This is a genomic window from Burkholderia sp. MSMB2157WGS (assembly GCF_001532755.1).
Classification (GTDB): Bacteria; Pseudomonadota; Gammaproteobacteria; order Burkholderiales; family Burkholderiaceae; genus Burkholderia.
In genome coordinates this window covers 69,359-86,691 of sequence record NZ_LPJG01000036.1, presented here as the reverse complement: position 1 = coordinate 86,691, position 17,333 = coordinate 69,359, and the positions used below count along the sequence as shown (strand labels likewise).

14 protein-coding genes are annotated in these 17,333 nt (G+C 66.8%); 8 read left to right on the top strand and 6 right to left on the bottom strand.

From position 1 onward, the window contains the following. The 6 genes from WT53_RS25625 to WT53_RS25600 all read left to right on the top strand — a co-directional run. Window positions 1-2,409 (top strand): YadA family autotransporter adhesin (locus tag WT53_RS25625; RefSeq protein ID WP_179949050.1); only part of this gene is annotated, 2,409 nt, incomplete at its 5' end. A gap of 120 nt (window positions 2,410-2,529) precedes the next feature. Continuing rightward, the gene (locus tag WT53_RS25620) at window positions 2,530-3,192 is read left to right on the top strand and encodes an OmpA family protein (protein WP_060262225.1); all 663 of its coding nucleotides are present in this window, start codon (window positions 2,530-2,532) and stop codon (window positions 3,190-3,192) included. A 387-nt stretch (window positions 3,193-3,579) separates the two neighbouring features. Beyond that, window positions 3,580-4,725, top strand: a complete 1,146-nt coding sequence (locus tag WT53_RS25615; RefSeq protein ID WP_059782897.1) for a DUF2827 domain-containing protein — start codon at window positions 3,580-3,582, stop codon at window positions 4,723-4,725. A gap of 14 nt (window positions 4,726-4,739) precedes the next feature. Continuing rightward, window positions 4,740-5,894, top strand: a complete 1,155-nt coding sequence (locus WT53_RS25610) for a DUF2827 domain-containing protein (protein WP_059782887.1) — start codon at window positions 4,740-4,742, stop codon at window positions 5,892-5,894. A gap of 25 nt (window positions 5,895-5,919) precedes the next feature. Continuing rightward, window positions 5,920-6,384 carry a DUF4019 domain-containing protein gene (locus WT53_RS25605; protein WP_060262223.1) on the top strand — a complete coding sequence of 155 codons (465 nt, stop codon included), beginning with the start codon at window positions 5,920-5,922 and terminating at the stop codon, window positions 6,382-6,384. Window positions 6,385-6,417: 33 nt separating this feature from the next. Then, entirely contained in the window at window positions 6,418-7,554 is a 1,137-nt protein-coding gene (locus WT53_RS25600; RefSeq protein WP_060262221.1) for a DUF2827 family protein, read from the top strand. 24 nt (window positions 7,555-7,578) lie between these two features. Here WT53_RS25600 and WT53_RS25595 read toward each other — a convergent pair whose 3' ends face one another. Together WT53_RS25595 and WT53_RS25590 are read right to left on the bottom strand one after the other, a co-directional pair. Beyond that, a complete protein-coding gene (locus WT53_RS25595; RefSeq protein WP_034204161.1) occupies window positions 7,579-7,995 on the bottom strand; it encodes a hypothetical protein in 417 nt (138 codons plus the stop codon). 83 nt (window positions 7,996-8,078) lie between these two features. Continuing rightward, entirely contained in the window at window positions 8,079-8,882 is an 804-nt protein-coding gene (locus WT53_RS25590; protein WP_034204160.1) for an EAL domain-containing protein, read from the bottom strand. A 379-nt stretch (window positions 8,883-9,261) separates the two neighbouring features. Between WT53_RS25590 and WT53_RS34245 the strand changes: the two genes are divergently transcribed. Continuing rightward, window positions 9,262-9,453, top strand: a complete 192-nt coding sequence (locus WT53_RS34245) for a hypothetical protein (RefSeq protein WP_257127874.1) — start codon at window positions 9,262-9,264, stop codon at window positions 9,451-9,453. Between the two features lie 212 nt (window positions 9,454-9,665). On the opposite strand, the gene WT53_RS25585 is transcribed toward WT53_RS34245, so the two are convergent. After that, window positions 9,666-10,808 (bottom strand): DUF2827 domain-containing protein, encoded by a 1,143-nt coding sequence (locus tag WT53_RS25585; protein WP_060262219.1) that lies wholly within the window; start codon window positions 10,806-10,808, stop codon window positions 9,666-9,668. 406 nt (window positions 10,809-11,214) lie between these two features. On the opposite strand from WT53_RS25585, the gene WT53_RS25580 reads away from it, so the two are divergent. Then, window positions 11,215-12,534 carry a galactosyl transferase GMA12/MNN10 domain protein gene (locus tag WT53_RS25580; RefSeq protein ID WP_179949049.1) on the top strand — a complete coding sequence of 440 codons (1,320 nt, stop codon included), beginning with the start codon at window positions 11,215-11,217 and terminating at the stop codon, window positions 12,532-12,534. 84 nt (window positions 12,535-12,618) lie between these two features. On the opposite strand, the gene WT53_RS25575 is transcribed toward WT53_RS25580, so the two are convergent. From WT53_RS25575 to WT53_RS25565, 3 genes are all read right to left on the bottom strand, one after another. Then, on the bottom strand, window positions 12,619-14,733 hold the full coding sequence (locus WT53_RS25575) for a phosphocholine-specific phospholipase C (RefSeq protein ID WP_060262215.1): 2,115 nt from the start codon (window positions 14,731-14,733) through the stop codon (window positions 12,619-12,621). Between the two features lie 42 nt (window positions 14,734-14,775). Then, window positions 14,776-14,979 (bottom strand): hypothetical protein, encoded by a 204-nt coding sequence (locus WT53_RS25570; protein WP_034204156.1) that lies wholly within the window; start codon window positions 14,977-14,979, stop codon window positions 14,776-14,778. A gap of 323 nt (window positions 14,980-15,302) precedes the next feature. Next, a complete protein-coding gene (locus tag WT53_RS25565; protein ID WP_060262213.1) occupies window positions 15,303-17,297 on the bottom strand; it encodes an acetyl/propionyl/methylcrotonyl-CoA carboxylase subunit alpha in 1,995 nt (664 codons plus the stop codon). Window positions 17,298-17,333 lie beyond the last annotated feature (36 nt).

The following is a 17,333-nucleotide window of genomic DNA, read 5'->3' as shown; positions in this document are numbered from 1 at the left end:
CTCTCGACCTCGACGTCGACCGGTCTGTCGTCGGCCAACAGCTCCATCACGTCGCTCTCGACCTCGACGTCGACCGGTCTGTCGACGGCCAACAGCTCGATCACATCGCTGTCGACCTCGACTTCGACCGGCCTGTCCACGGCTAACAGCTCGATCACGTCGCTGTCCACGTCGACTTCGACCGGTCTGTCGACGGCCAACAGCTCGATCACGTCGTTGTCGACCTCGACTTCGACGGGTCTGTCGACGGCCAACAGCTCCATCACGTCGCTCTCGACCTCGACGTCGACCGGTCTGTCCACGGCCAACAGCTCGATCACGTCGTTGTCGACCTCGACTTCGACCGGTCTGTCCACGGCCAACAGCTCGATCACGTCGCTCTCGACGTCCACGTCGACGGGCCTCTCGTCGGCCAACAGCTCCATCACGTCGCTGTCGACTTCGACTTCGACCGGCCTGTCCACGGCCAACAGCTCGATCACGTCGCTCTCGACCTCGACCTCGACGGGTCTGTCGTCGGCCAACAGCTCGATCAGCTCGCTGTCGACCTCGACCTCGACCGGCCTGTCGTCCGCCAACAGCTCGATCACGTCCCTGTCGACCTCGACCTCGACCGGCATCAGCTCGCTGTCCACCGGCCTGAGCAGCACGGACAGCACGATCCTGTCGCTGTCCACCTCGACCTCGACCGGCATCGGCTCGCTGTCCACCGGCCTGAGCAGCACGAACAGCTCGGTATCGTCGCTGTCCACGTCGACCTCGACCGCGATCAACGCCGCGAAGACGCACTACTACAGCGTCAACGACAACGGCGTGCAGCAAGCCAACTACGCCAACGACGGCGCCACGGGCACCAACGCCCTCGCCGCCGGCGTGAACGCCAGCGCGGCGGGCGCCAGCAGCGTCGCAGTCGGCGACGGCTCGAACGCGCAGACGGCAGGCGCGGTCGCGATCGGTCAGAACGCATCGGCGACGGGCGGCAAGGCGGTGTCGATCGGCTCCGGCAACACCGCGTCCGGCGACGGCGCAGTCGCGATCGGCGATCCGAACGTGGCGACGGGCACCGGCGCCGTGGCGATGGGTGCGAACAACACGGCGACCGGCGACGGCGCGGTGTCCCTCGGCAACCAGAACACGGCAACCGGCGCCAGCGCGCTCGCCCTCGGCAGCTCGAACCAGGCCACCGCGGACAACACGATCGCGCTGGGCAGCCAGGCCACGGCCAGCGCCACCGGCGCACAGGCCTACGGCTCGGCCGCCAAGGCCACGGCCGCCGACGCGCTCGCCTTCGGCACGAACGCGCAAGCGAACGTCGCGAACTCGATCGCACTCGGCGCGAACTCGGTCACGGCCGCGGCGGTCGGCACCTCGAGCGCCACGATCGGCGGCGTCACGTACCCGTTCGCGGGCGGCTCGCCGGTCGGCGTGGTGAGCGTCGGCGCACCGGGCGCGGAGCGCCAGATCACGAACGTCGCCGCGGGCCGGATCTCGGCCACGAGCACGGACGCGATCAACGGCAGCCAGCTGAACGCGACGAACAACGCGATCAACACGCTGTCGACGTCCACCGCATCGAACGTCGCGTCGCTGTCGACCGGCATCAACTCGCTGTCGACCGGCCTGAGCACGACGAACAGCAACGTGGCGTCGCTGTCCACGTCGACCTCGACCGCGATCAACTCGCTGTCGACGGGCCTCAGCACGGTGAACAGCAACGTCAACTCGCTGTCGACGTCGACCTCGACGGGCATCGGTTCGCTGTCCACCGGCCTGAGCACGACGAACAGCAACGTGGCGTCGCTGTCGACCGGCGTGACGAACATCAACAACCAGTTGAACCAGCTGTCGACGACGCTCAACAACAACACGACGCGTGCGGCGAACAACAACGGCATCGCGGCCGACATGAACGGCAAGGGCACCGACGTCCCGACCGTCACCGCCGGCTCGAACTCGGTGGCGATCGGCGCGGGCTCGAACGACGGCGGTCGCTCGAACGTGGTGTCGGTCGGTAGCGACACGCAGCAGCGCCAGATCACGAACGTCGCGCCGGGTACGCAAGGCACCGACGCGGTGAACGTGAACCAGCTGACGCAGGTGCAGACGACGCTGTCGACGGCACTGTCGGGCCAGCAGGCGCAGATCAACTCGTTGGGTTCGCAACTGCAGCAGACCGACCAGATGGCGAAGCAGGGTATCGCGGCCGTCGGCGCGATGGCGTCGATCCCGCAGCTCGATCGCGACGCCAACTTCGGGATGGGCGTGGGCACGTCGACCTTCCTCGGCCAGAAGGCGATGGCGGTCAACATGCAGGCGCGCATCACGGAGAACCTGAAGGCGTCGATCAACGGCGGTTTCAGCGGCGGTCAGAAGGTGATCGGCGCCGGCATGCTGTATCAGTGGAAGTAACGTGTCGCGCCGCCCGGCCGTTCGGCTCGCCGCCGGACGGCCCGCGGCTCCGACGGCAGGACGAGCCCGCTGCGCACCCCGCGGCGGGCCTCGGTCAACCCAAGCTTTAAGGACGTCACCGTGAACAAACTCGCTCTTGCGCTCGCGCTTTCCGCAATGGCCCTCGCCGCGTGCTCGACCGCATCCGGCCCGACCTTCAGCGCCTCCGAACTGCAGCCGTGCGACGGCGTGCGCACCTTCCAGGTGGACTGCCACGGCCTGCTGTCGGGCCCGCAGACCTGCATGAAGGCCGCCCGCAAGATCTGCGGCGACGAGCCCGTGCGCGCCGTCGACTCGGCCCGCGCGCTGCGCGACAAATCCGATCCGGCCACGCTGGTCTTCCAGTGCGGCGCCGCGCCCGCCGCAGCAACCCCGGCCGCCGAGCCGGCCGCCGCCGTGGTCGAACGCGTGAACCTGTCGGGCGACGCGCTGTTCGCCACCGATCACGCGACGCTCGCACCGACCGCGCGCGAATCGCTCGACCGGCTGCTGAGCGAGCGCGCCGACCGCACGTACTCGCAAGTGACGGTCACCGGCTTCACCGATTCGGTGGGCAGCGACGACTACAACCTCGCGCTGTCGAAGCGCCGCGCCGAAGCGGTCGCCGCCTATCTGAAGGCGCACGGGCTGAAGACCGACTCGATGACGGTCTCGGGCCGCGGCAAGGCCGATCCGGTCGCGTCCAACGCGACGCCGGAAGGCCGCGCCAGCAACCGCCGCGTCGAAATCCGGCTGCAGCACTGAGCCGCCTGCGGCCGCTCATGCGGCCGCGCGAGCCGGCGGGCCACCGCGCCGCGCCGGCAGGCCGCCGGACGACCGGGCGCCGCTTCGTCGGCGCCCGCTCCCGTTGGCCGGCGGCGATGTCAAAGTTCGTCACGTCCTGCCAAAACCGGCGGTTTCCATGCCACAATCGCCGGCAGACAGTTGCCGGGGCAGCGTGCCCGACGCGCGCCGTGCGAGGCGTGCCGGCGACACGCCGGAATCCGGCTGCCGGCCGCGCGAATCCCGTCGCCCGATTCGCGCACGGCGGCGCACCGGCGCGACTCCAACCATGACGATCCACGGCGCGCCGCTGCCGGCCAGACGCTCGACGCGATGCCCGGACGCACGACGCCGCAGAGGAAACAACCGGTGACGGACATCAATGAAGCCGCCGCGAGCGGCACTCGCAAGCAACGGCCGGCGGTCGGCATCTCGCTGTTTGCGCGCGACGGCCAGGCGATCTGGGAGAACGGCATTCACCAGAACATCGCGTTCCTCGCGATGATGCTCAAGCGTTCGGATCGCGTCGGCCCCGTCTATTTCCTGAACGGCGGCGACGCCAACGCGCTGCCGGCCGGCCTCGAACTCGACGGCCTCGACGTCCCGCTCGTGAAACCCGCCGACGTCACGCACGAACTCGACGTCGTGATCGAAATGGGCGCGCAGTTGCCGGTCGAATGGCTCAGGCACATGAAGGCGCTCGGCAAGAAGATCGCCGCGTTCTTCTGCGGGCACGTGTATGCGGGCCTGTGCGAGACGCCGATCTTCGGGAAACCGTCGGGGCACGTGTTCAATGGCGCACCGTTCGACGAAGTGTGGCTGCTGCCGCAATACGACAAGACCGCCGCGCCGATGCTGCAGACGATCCTGCGCGCGCCCGTCCACCTGATGCCGCACATCTGGTCGCCGTACTTCCTCGAGCGCCGCGTGGCCACGCTCGCCGACGAAGGCGCGACGTTCGGCTATCGGCCCGGCCAGCGCCCGTGGAAGCTCGCGACGCTCGAACCGAACATCTCGGTCGCCAAGTCGTGCCATTACCCGATGCTCGCGTGCGACGAGTTCTATCGCGCGCGGCCCGACGCGGTGCAGCACATGTTCGTCGTCAACTCGATGCACATGAAGGAACATCCGACCTTCGTGCACTTCGCGAACAGCCTCGATCTCGTGCGCGAGCACAAGGCGACGTTCGAACCGCGACTCGACCTGCCGGGCTTCATGGCGCGTCACGCGGATGCGGTCGTGTCGCACCATTGGGAAAACGGGCAGAACTATCTGTATTACGACGTGCTGTACGGCGGCTATCCGCTGATCCACAACTCGACGCTGATCGGCGACGCCGGCTATTACTACCCGGACTTCGACTCGGCCGCCGGCGGCCGCGCGCTGCTCGAAGCGTGGCTGCATCACGACGAACGCCTCGACGACTACCGCGCGAAGGCGGGCCGGCTGCTGCAGTCGGTCTCGATCGACAACCCCGCGAACCTCGACGCGTTCGTCTCGCGTCTGGTCGCCTGAACCGGAGCATACGCATGTCGGACTCCAATGCCCGTCAAGCGCCCGGCGAGGGCAAGCGTCTCGTCGTCGGCGTGTCGCTGTTCGTGCGCGGCGCCGGCCAGTCGCTGTGGGAAAACGGCATTTTCCAGAACTGCCTGCTGCTGATCCTGTTGCTGCGCCAATCGCCGCTCGTCGCCGAAGCCGTGATGGTGAACGGCGGCGAACACGTTGCCGATCCGCAGATGATGCTCGGCGAGTGGGACGTGCCGCTGCTGTCGATGGACGAAGCGCTCGAGCGCTGCGACGTGCTGATCGAAATGAGCGCGCAGTTCGGCGCGGACTACCTGCGCGCGTTCCGCGAGCGCGGCGGCAAGGTGGTCACGATGCGGGTCGGCAACGACTACGTGATCGACATCGAACGCGCGATGTTCGACAAGCCATCGGGCTTCCTGTTCTCGGGCGCGCCGTACGACGCGGTGTGGACGATTCCCGAGTTCGAGCGCTCGTGCCTGCACTACTACCAGACGGGCCTGCGCGCGCCGGTCACGATCGTCCCGCACATCTGGCACCCGATGCTGTTCGACAAGGCGCGCGCGACGCTCGGCGCCGGCTTGACGTTCGGCTATCAGCCCGGCAAGCCGCGCTGGCGCGTGACGATGTTCGAGCCGAACATCTGCATGGTGAAGACGAGCATCATTCCGATGCTGATCACGGAAGAGGCTTACCGCGCGAATCCGGCCTTCCTCGAATTCGTGCGCGTGTGCAACACGATTCACCTGAAGGATCACACGACGTTCATCCATTTCGCGAAGAGTCTCGACATCGTCGAGCACGGCATCACGACGTTCGAAAGCCGCTATGCGGTATACGAGTTCATGGCCGCGTACGGCGATGCGGTGGTGTCGCACACGTGGGAGAACGCGCAGAACTACCTGTACTACGAGCTGCTGTACGGCGACTATCCGCTGATCCACAACTCGCCGTTCCTCGGCAAGGCCGGGTATTTCTATCCGGACTTCGACTGCCAGGCCGGCGGCCGCGCACTGTTGAAGGCGTTCGCCGAGCACGACGCGAACCTGGAAGGGTACCGCGAGCAGTCGAGGCATGTGCTCAGCTCGGTCAGCATCTACAACCCCGAGAACGTCGCGGCCTATACGGACGCGATCGCCGCCCTCTATCGCGACGCGTGACGCGCCGCCCTTTCCGGACTCCGACATGAACGCACGCCCGCCTCTCACCCTCGCCAAATGGCTGATCTGCGCCGCCGCTTCGATCGCGATCGGCGCACACGCGCAATCCGCCGGCGAATCAGCCGACGCGCTGCTCCGCGACTCGGATGCGGTGTTCAAGCAGCTCGACGCCGGCCAGTACGGCGCGGTGTGGGCCGACGCCGCACCGTTCGTCAAGGCGCGCTTCAAGCAGGACCAATTCGCGGCACAGATGCAGCAGGCACGCCAGTCGGTCGGCGCGGTCGACCATCGCGGCTGGGCGCAAATCACGCGGATCCGCTACAGCAACTCGTCGTCGATGCCCGACGGCCTGTACGCGAACGTCGACTACACGACGACGCTCGCGAGCGGTGCGACCGTTTACGAAAAGCTGAGCTTTCGTCTCGATGACGACGGCCGCTGGCACCTGACGGGCTATGTGCCGCGCCGGTCGCAAAACTTCACGCAATAAGCGGCGCACGCGCCCGCTCACGGAGCCGATCCGATGAAACTCAATGTCGCGATAACGATGAACGTGCAGCGCGACGCGACGCAGTCGATCTGGTACAACGGCGCGAACCAGCACTGCGTGTACCTGTACATGCTGCTGAAGCAATCGCCGCTGATCGGCGAAGTCTGGCTCGCGCACGACGATGGCGTCACCGAGTATCCGCAGGCGCTGATGCTGGACGCGTTCGGCGATGCGCTGCGGCCGCTGTCGGCCATCATCCACCAGACCGACCTGCTGATCGAGATGAATGCGTTCGTCGACCCGTCGCACACGGACGCCGTGCGCCGGCGCGGCGGCAAGTGCGTGTCGTACCGCTTCGGCAACGACTACGTGATCGCGGTCGAGACGATCAACTTCGAGAAGAACGACTGGAAGCCGAACCCGCACCGCGTGCAGTTCGACGAGATCTGGACCAACCCGCAGCACATGCACACGTGCGCGGCCTATTTCCAGGCCGTGTACCGCGCGCCGGTGATCGAGCTGCCGCACATCTGGTCGCCGTATTTCATCGAGCGCAGCCTCGACGCGGACCCCGAACTGAAGGCGCGCTTCGGCTACCGCAATCGCGGCACGGCCAAGCGCATCGCGTTCTTCGAGCCGAACCTGAACGTCGTGAAGAGCGCGATCGTGCCGATGCTCGCCGCGAATGCGTGCTACGTCGAACATCCGGAGCTGGTCGAGCACGTGTACATGACCAACACGTTCGACAAGAAGGAAAACGTCGCCTTCAAGCATCTCGCGCTCGGGCTCGAAATGGTGCGCGACGGCAAGGCCACTGCCGACGTGCGCGCGCCGTTCGTCGCATGGGCTGCGCATCACACCGACATCGTCGTGTCGCACCACTGGGAAAACGGCCTGAACTATCTGCTGTACGACGCGCTGTACGGCAACTACCCGCTCGTGCACAACTCGCCGTTCCTGCGCGACGTCGGCTATTACTATCCGGACTTCGAGATCTTCGATGCGGCTCGCGCGATCGCGACCGCCGCGCAAACGCACGACGCGCGCCTCGACGACTACGCGGCGGCGGCTCGCCGCTGCCTGCACCAGGTCGACACGCTCGCCGAGCACAATGTGAGCGCCTATTCCACGCAGATCCAGCACCTGTTCGCCGGCCGCTCGCTCGACTGAGTTCCTTCACACGCCCCGGTTGCGTTACGCCAGTACCCGATCGCCGCTTTGCGCGGCGAACGCGCGACCATGCCGCCGCCCCATGCGCGCGAGCACCGCGAAACAACGGGTGACCGACCGGCCTGCCCCGCCCGATTGCCTGACGAGGCTGTCGGATACGCCGCGCGCGATCGCCGACTCGTCGCCGCACGCGCCGGCGATGACGCCCGCGTAATAGTGCCGCGCCGCGAGTTCGCGGCCGCCCGCGTCGAGCGGGCTCATCCGCTGAATACGGCGCGCGACGATCGTCAGGCCATTGAGACAGGACGCGACGTCGATCGGCGCATCGGTCGCTTCGGCGCCGAGTTGCCCCAGCATGTCGACCAGTTCGGCGATCGCGACCAGGTCGCGCGCATCGGCCGCCTGCGTGCCCGTTCCGCCTCCGGCTTTCGTTCCCGCCATGCCCACGCCCCTTTGCGATTCGTCTCGCTCCGCGCCCCTGCCCCCGACGCACACCCCGCGCGCCGCCCCGCCCGCTCCCGCGGTCATGCGGCGGCCGGCGATCGCCACGAAAACCGGATGCCCTGCGCCCACGTGACGCCGGCATCCACGATGATCTGTCGGTCGGTCTCGCTTTCCACGCCTTCGACGACGACGTGCCGCGCACCTTCATGCGCAAACGCGATCAGCCGGCGGAACTGGTAGCGGCCGATCGCGTTGCGCTTGATCAGCGACAGGATCGAGCGGTCGAGCTTCACGATGTCGGGATTGCCGACCACCAGATTGTTCAATGCGCTGAAACCGACGCCGAAATCGTCGATCGCGATCCGGCACCCGGCCCGCTGGAAGCGGGACACGAACGACCGGCCGGCGACCGGGTTCAGCGGCCCCGTCTCCGTGATCTCGACCACCAGCCGCGCCGCCACCGACGGCTCGCGCTCGAGCCGCCTGAAAATCGCCAGCCACGCGTCGTCCACGACCGCGCTTGCCGCCGCGACGTTGCAACCGTACACGGCGCCCGGATCGGCGCGCAGCGCATCGATCGTGCGGCCGACCACCAGCCGGTCGAACCAGCGCATCAGCCCGAGCGCTTCGAGGCGCGGCAGAAACGCGAGCGGCGGCAGCGCATCGCGCTCGCCCCACCGCAGCCGCGCCAGGCATTCCTCGTACAGCACGCCGCCCGACAGGTCGGCGCGGCACACGGGCTCGCGCGCGAATCCGAGCCGGCTTTCGACGAAACTGCGCACCGACGCAAGATCGGGGTGATCGTCGGGTGCCCCGAACACGAGATCGATTTCGTTGCGATTCGCTTTCCGATTCGCCTCCTGGCGAGCTTCGACCGCATTCATCCGGCGCTCCGGCTAATGGCGAGCCGCCGATCGCGGCTCGACCTCAACACATAGGCGGAACGAGCCGACCTCGACGCGCTCCGCCGCCCACCCGGCCCATCCTGTATGTCGATTTTTTCCGGGGAGCGTACTGTTCGCTTCGGCGCCGTCAAATTCGATATTTTTTACGCTATTCGGTTACTTTAAATACACCACGCGCGCACGATACCGACAGTGCGACAGGTTACACAACAGGAATTACAAGAATCCAAAAAAACCGAATCGTTTATCTTTTTCATCCGGCCGGTTTTATCCGGACCGCCTTTTCCGGATTTACTCGTCCCACGAATCGGCACGCCATCGATTGTTCAGATAAATACCGCGCCGCGAAGTGCCGTCCGTGCTCGATACGCAAGCCGAAACATCCGTCTCCGCACATGCCGTCTCTCGCGCGAAACGCGCCGCTGCGCGCCATTCGATCATCGCAGCGTTCAATTTTCACGTTTCAAACGACATTATCAAGATTCCAAACGGAATCAATCCACGCCTAACCAATAATACCAACTTCAATTATATGAAGATTATCGATTGAAACATATTTGACAATCTTTCCGACTTGTTAACCTATAAACTTGTTTTCGACGGACTTCCCTCGGAGCCGTCAATTTCGTGCCTTCGAAAACCGTCGAATCCATCGGGTTCGGCGGTTTCTTTTTTTAACGGCACGATTTCGTCAGACATGAGGGCGGGACAAACCCGACGGCGGACGGCGGCGCAACGAACGTGCGCCGCGGATACTCGGCGCTAGGCGGCCGGCGCGCCGATCAGGTTCGCGAGCAGCGCGTCATACTCGGCGACGAGCGCCGGATTCGCCGACGTGTAACGGCCGAGGATTTCGCGCTGGCGCCGCGTATACGCTTGCCAGTCGTCGTCGTGCGTATGCAGCGCGCGCAGCAGCGCATCGGCGCCCTGCTGCACGTCGTTGTCCGGATAGTAGTAGCCAAGATCGGGCGCGAGGCTCGCGTTGTGCACGAGCGGATAACCCTGCCAGCACACGTCGAAATAGAAATAGTTCAGCGGGTTCGACCATTGGTGCGACACGACGATATCGGTCAGGTCGGCCAGGAACAGCGGCGTTTCGAAGCGCCCGACGAAGCTCGCCTTGCCCGCGCGCACGATGTCCAGGTAATTCATCAGCATCACGAACTCGGGGCTGTCGTGCGCGAGGCGATCGGCGTTCGTCACGTGCGCGAAGCAGATCGCGTCGGGGTCGCGCCGATACGCTTCGTCGATGATCAGCATCGGATACACGCAGAACTTCACGACGTCGTGGTTCGGCTCCATCACCGTGAGCCGCTTGCCGGGCTCGCTGCGCGGCCGGTATTCGCCGCGCTCGGGCAGCGACTGCGCGCGTTCGGTCAGGAACATCGGATCCCACACGAACGGCACGACGCGCCCCGGGCAGCGGCGCAGCGACTGCAGGAACGGCAGCGACGACGGCGCGATCTGCGGAATCGCCCATACCTCGTCATAGCCGCGGTTGATGAACAGCGAATCCCACAGCCGACGGCCGAACAGGATCGACTCCATCACGTTGATGTACTCGACGCCGCAGCAATAGCTGACCAGCTTCACGCCGCGCGCTTTCAAATAGGCCGTCTGCTCGCCGTCGATCTGCCCGCCCAGCTCGATCACCACGTCGAGCGCATCCTTCATGTCCGCGAACGCGCGCGTGTCGTACACGTTGCGATCCCACGGCAGCGCGTCGGTGAGCGGCACGTCGGTCGTGTTGACCAGCGTCACGCGGTAGCCGTGCGGCGACGCCATCAGCAGCTTCGCGAGGAACAGCGCGTTCTGCTTGATGCCGTTGATCCACAGGCTTTCGTCGGGGGCACGCAATCCGATCGTGATACCGATGCGCAGGCCGGTCAGGGCAGGAGACGTCATCGTCGGCGGGATGGAAGGTTGAACGGGAATGGCATGGCGCAGTGTAGCGCGCGAAGCGCCGCCCGCGTCAAGCGGCGGCAACCCGGCATTTTAGCGGAGGCAGCCGGCCGCACACTGTCAGGGATGGTCAGCGCGCGGCCGGGCCGGGCCAATCCGTCCGACCGTTATGCGATACTCGTGCCGCCCGGCGGCCGGTTTTCCCGGGACACTCGAGCGGCGGCACGCTACGTCGCCGCACCACGATCGAAACCAGGGCACACAGAATGGACCACGATGCCGTGCAAGGCCTCCAGGCCATCCAGGACGAACCGGGGCGGCGCTGGCAGGAAAGCGTATCCGGATGGCGTGCCGAGCCGAAGAACGCCGCGCGGATCGCGTGTGCGCTTCCCCGCGTTCGGAACGCACGATGATCGTCCTCAGTCATTTCAGCCAGCACGCGCCCGCGAGCCTCGACAACCACCGCTGGTACGCGCAGACGCATGGCTATCGTCACGAGATCGTCGACGCATCCGGCATGCCGCAAGCGCTGCCATTGCGGCCGCTGCATCGCTACGAGTCGCTGCTCCACGTGCTGCGCGGCGCGCGACCCGGCGAACTCGTGCTGCTGCTGAGCGAAGACGCGGCGATCATCGAACCCGTCGCGCTCGATCGCCTGATGGCCGGACGCGACATGCTGCTCGTCGACGCGTTCGCATCGCCGCTGCCGCAGGTCGACGTGCAGATCTGGCGCAACACGCCGGACGTGCGCGCAATCGCGATGCGGCTCGTGCAGCGCTGCAAGCTCGGCAGCGAGCCGAGGCTGACGTCGGAAGCCGCGCTCTTCGCGGATCTCGATACGCATCGCTACATGACGCCGATCGACGGGCTGTACGCGGTCATGCCGTCCGGCCCCGACCTCGATCCGATGTGGAGCCGCGAGCCGACGTTCGCGATCAGCATCGACGACACGCCGCACGATCCCGAACGGAAAGGCGCGACGCCGCGCTTTCGCGACACGCTCGTCGCGTACGTCGATCGCTGCCGCGCCGCCGGCCGGCCGATGTTCGCGTTCGATCACGACGCCGCGGCGCCCGACGAAGCCGCCGAGCGCAGCACGTACAACCCCGGCCGCCCGATTGCGTTGACGATGCTGTACACGCCGAACATCGGCAGCTATGCACGCGTGGCCGAACGGAATTTCCGTCGCTACTGCGACGCGCACGGCTACACGCTCTACGTGCATCGCGACATTCCCGCCGAGATCGGGCTGAACGCCACGGGCAACTGGTTCAAGCCGTGGCTGCTGCACGCCTATCTGCAGCATCACGAATGGGTCGTGTGGCTCGATGCCGACGTGCTGATCGCGAACCGGCAGCAACCGCTGGAACCGCTGCTCGAAGGGCGCGACTGGCTGCTCGCGCAGGACCTCGGCCAGTGGGCGTTCAATTCGGGCGTGATGGCGTTCCGCCGCACCGAACGCAACGACGCGATGCTGCGCGCCCTGATGACGACGATCGCCGCGCTGCACGACCGCTCGAGCGTCTATGCGAGCGATGGCGACCAGTTGCATTTCATTCGCGCGATGGAGCGCGACGGACGATTGCAGCACGAAGGCGTGGCCGATCTCGTCAGCCTCAACACGCCCTGGCTGTTTCGCCGTGCGGACAGCTACATCGTGCATTACTACGGCATGTGGTCCGCGATGCGGGCGCTGATGATGGCGCACGACGACGGGCTGCTGCCCTGACGCCGCTGCAACCTCCTCGATCGGCAGACCCGAGGCGCCGGCCGGTTGAATCCGGCCGGCGCGTCGTCGCATCGGTTGCCGTCGTCAGATCGCCGTGATCGTCGGCGCGACGGCCGCAGGGTCGGTGATGCTCGGCTTGCCGGTCTCGACGTGCCCCGCGATGCGGCGCATCCAGCCGGCATTGCCCGCCACCGCGAACTGCAGGTCGTACCAGTGGCTGCTGCACGACAGGTCCCAGTGCGCTTCGATGCGCTGGCCCGCCGGAACCGTCAGCGTGCGCGCCGCGCCGCCATAGGCGACATCGGTCGCCGTGACCGTCAGCGGGCCGGTGCCGGCATTGGCGATCGTCACATAAACATCGCCGTTCGCGGTGTCGTAGCACGGCGTGATTTCAGGCTTGGCCGCTGCATCGGCGGCCGCCGACCCCGCGAAGCGCCGGAAATAGCCGTTCGGCCCCCACACGCTCACCAGATAGTTGCCGTTCGCATCGAGCGCCCACGTATCGGTCAGCTGCTTGCCGGCTTCGACCGTATAGCGGCGCGGCATCGCGGTGGGATCTCCCGTATAGACCCAGAAGTGCGCGCCCTGCGTGCCGGTATTCGCGAACGTCAGCGCGTAGCCTTGCGCCTGCAACTGGCCGGTGACGTGCAATTCGTACGGCAGCGCACGCGCCGGCCGCGTGCCCGGTTCCTGCGCGGTCACGACCTGCTGCGCGGTGCTGGCCGGCGCGGTCTGCGACGATGCGCGCGAGCATTGCAGGTCGGCCTGCGCGACATAGGCCTGCGTGCTCGGCAGGGTCGGCAGCGTCGCGTCCGATTTCGAGAAATCGAGCGCCGACGTCAGATCGCCGCAGATCGCGCGACGCCACGGCGAGATGTTGGTTTCGATCACGCCGAAGCGCTTCTCGATGAATTGCAGCACCGATGTGTGATCGAACACCTGCGAGCACACGAAGCCGCCCTTCGACCACGGCGACACGACGAACATCGGCACGCGCGGGCCGAGGCCGTACGGCAGGTTGTCGGCCGTATAAGTGCCGGCTTGCGTCGACGTCACGACGTTGTGCCGCTCGAGCGACACGTCGACGGTGCTCATGCCGGAGCCCGGCAGCGTCGGCGCCGACGGCGGCACGACATGGTCGAAGAAGCCGTCGTTCTCGTCGTACATGATCAGCAGGACCGTCTTGCTCCACACGTCCGGATTGGACGTCAGCGCATCGAGGATCGTCGACAGGTAGTACGCGCCATACAGCGGCGTGAATTTCGGATGCTCCGAATACGCGGCGGGCGGCAGCAGCCACGACACCTGCGGCAGCGCATTCGCCTGCACGTCGGCCTTCAACTGCGTGATCGGACGCGTGCTCATCCCGCGCGTCTGCAGCGACGACCCGGCCGGCGCGTTCACGAAGTTGCTGAAGCACGCCAGCATGTTGGTGCCGTAGTTGCCGGTGAAGTTGTCGAACCCGGTGCCCTGCTGATAGATCTGCCACGAGATGCCGGCCTTTTCGAGCCGTTCCGGGTAGGTCGTCCAGTTGAAGGGCGGCAGTTGGACCTTGTCGAACTGGTTGTCGATGTAGTCGGTGTTGTCGAGCAACGGGCCGCCGCCCGTGCCGAGCGGATCGACCATGCCCGTCATTAGGTACATGCGGTTCGGGTGCGTGTTGCCCGGGATCGAGCAGAAGTAGTGGTCGCACACCGTGAACGCATCCGCGAGCGCGTAGTGGAACGGGATGTCGTCGCGAACGTGATAGCCCATCGTCATGTTCGACTTCTGCACGGCCCACTGGTCCGCACGGCCGTTGTCGATCGCGCCGTGCGTCGTCGCCCACGTGTGCGGCAGGCCGCCGATACATTGCGCGTTGACGCCCGGATTGGTCGTGTCGTAGCGAAACGGTGCGATCACGCTCGACTTGTCTTCCTGGCGCGGCTGGAACCACACCGGCTTGCCGTTCGGCAGCGTCACCGGGAACCGGTCGTTGTAGCCGCGCACGCCGCTCAGATGCCCGAGGTAATGGTCGAACGAGCGATTCTCCTGCATGAACACGACGATGTGCTGCACATCCTGGATCGTGCCCGTGACGGTGTTCGGCTCGATCGCCAGCGCCTTGCGGATCGATTCCGGCAGCAGTGCGGTGGCGGCGGTCGCGCCGGCGAGGCCGGCCGAGAACTTCAGAAAATCGCGTCGCGAATGGATGGCCATGCTGGTTGCTCTTGATGGGTTTTCTGGAGGGAACGGCCGGTATCAGGAAGCGGGCGACGAAGCCGGTGCGGTGAAACCCGGCGGGCAGCGCATCTGTGCGGTGGCGACCACGGCGCCGCCGCACGCGGCCTTCTGCTGCGCGACGGGCGCGGCGGGTGCGGTCAGGTCGTCGTTGCAGGCGCCGAGCAGCGCGGTCAGCGCGATCAGGCCGGCGACCGCGAAAGGCCGTAGGGCCGACGTTCGCATAACGGTTCTCCGTGAGGATGACGACGTGACGCAGGCGCGAACGCCGCGCCGGTCATATCGACGCCGAGATGCTATGTTCGACTTGTTACACGACGGTGTCGAGCGGCGGGAAGATCGGGGGGCACGCAGCGCGCGGCACGCGGCGACGTGGCGGGAACGGCGCAGTTCGTAAGTATTTCGAAAGATTTGCGCGAATCGCGCGTGCTGCTTCGTGCGTCCTCGATACCGACGCCGCGCTGTCGCGACGACGGCGGATGACGAAGTGCTTTCCTGCGGGCCGGCCGCCGCAGCGGCGGCCGGCCCGTGTAGGGTGGCAAGGCCGCTCAGCCTTCCGCCATCATCAGCAACTGCGCACCGTCCGCGACCTGGTCGCCGACGCCGTACAGCACTTCCGCGACGACGCCCGCGCGCGGCGCACCGATCGTGTGTTCCATCTTCATCGCTTCCATCACGATCAGCGGCGTGCCGGCTTCGACCTGCTGGCCCGGCTCGACCAGCACCGCGATCACCTTGCCGGGCATCGGCGCGGTCAGGCGGCCGCCGCCCTGCTCCGCGTCGCCTGCATGCGCGAGCAGGTTGCGCCATTCGAACGTTTCGGCCGCACCTTGCGTGAACACGTGGAACGTGTCGCCGTCCGCATGGACGCGGCCGCTGCCGCGCACGCCGCCGAGCGTCACGTCGAAATCGAGCGGCGTGGCGCCGCGCGTCCATGCGAACGGTTGCGCGGCCGCGTCGCCGATCGCGATGCGCGTGCCGTCGCCGTCGTCCTCGTACGTCACCGTCACGTCCGCTTCGCGATCGGGCGCGTGCCATTCGAGCGTGCGGCGATAGCCGCCGTTCAGCCGCCAGTCCGGCAGCGCGCTCCACGGCGAGGCGGTCTGCGTTGCCCCGCGTTCGCGGGCAAGCAGCGCCGCGCAGGCGAGTGCGAGCGCCGCGCGCGGCGGCTGTTGCGGCGCGAACAGCGCATCGTGATTGCGTTCGATCAGGCCCGTGTCGAGATCGGCCGTCGCGAACGGCTCGCACGCGACGATCCGCTGCAGGAACGCGGCGTTCGTATGCAGGCCGACCACTTCGCACGCGCGCAGCGCACGCAGCATCAGGCCCAGCGCTTCCGCGCGGTCCGCACCGTGGACGATCAGCTTCGCGATCATCGGATCGTAGAACGGCGTGATCGCATCGCCTTCGCGCACGCCGCTGTCGATGCGCACCGCCGCACCGATGTCGAACTCGACGCCGTCCGGCAGCCGCAGGTGCTTCAACGTGCCCGTCGACGGCAGGAAGCCGCGCGCGGGGTTCTCCGCGTAAAGGCGTGCCTCGAGCGCATGGCCCCGTACGCGCAGCGCGTCCTGCTTCAGCGGCAGCGGCTCGCCCGCCGCGACGCGCAATTGCCATTCGACGAGATCGAGCCCCGTGACCATCTCGGTGACCGGATGCTCGACCTGCAGACGCGTGTTCATCTCCATGAAGTAGAACGCGTCGCCCGTCATGATGAACTCGACGGTGCCCGCGCCGACATAGCCGACCGCGCGCGCGGCCGCGACGGCCGCTTCGCCCATTGCCTGGCGCACGTCGTCGTGCAGCCCCGGCGCCGGCGCTTCCTCGAGCACCTTCTGGTGACGGCGCTGCACCGAGCAGTCGCGGTCGAACAGGTACACGGTATTGCCGTGCGTGTCGCCGAACACCTGCACTTCGACGTGGCGCGGACGCGTCAGGTATTTCTCGATCAGCACGCGATCGTTGCCGAAGCTGCTCGCGGCCTCGCGCTGGCACGACGCGAGCGCCGCCGGGAAATCGTCGGAGCGCTCGACCACGCGCATCCCCTTGCCGCCGCCGCCCGCGCTTGCCTTCAGCAGCACCGGATAGCCGATCCCGTCGGCTTCGCGATGCAGCCTGGCCGCGTCCTGGTCGTCGCCGTGATAGCCGGGCACGAGCGGCACGGCGGCCGCGTGCATCAGCGCCTTGGCGGCCGCCTTCGATCCCATCGCCGCGATGGCGTCGACCGGCGGCCCGATGAACACGATGCCGGCCGCTTCGCATGCATGCGCAAAATCTTCGTTCTCCGACAGAAAGCCGTAGCCGGGATGAATCGCCTGTGCGCCGGTCGCGCGCGCGGCTTCGATGATGCGCTCGATGCGCAGGTAGCTGTCTGCCGCGGCCGAGCCGCCGATGTGCACGGCCTCGTCGCATGCGGCCACGTGTTTCGCGTTCGCGTCCGCGTCGGAATAGACGGCGACGCTCGCGATCCCGAGACGTTTGCACGTCGCGGCGACGCGGCACGCGATTTCGCCGCGGTTGGCGATCAGAATCTTGTCGAACATGGCTTCGATGTCGTCCGGAAGGTTGGGGTCACGCGA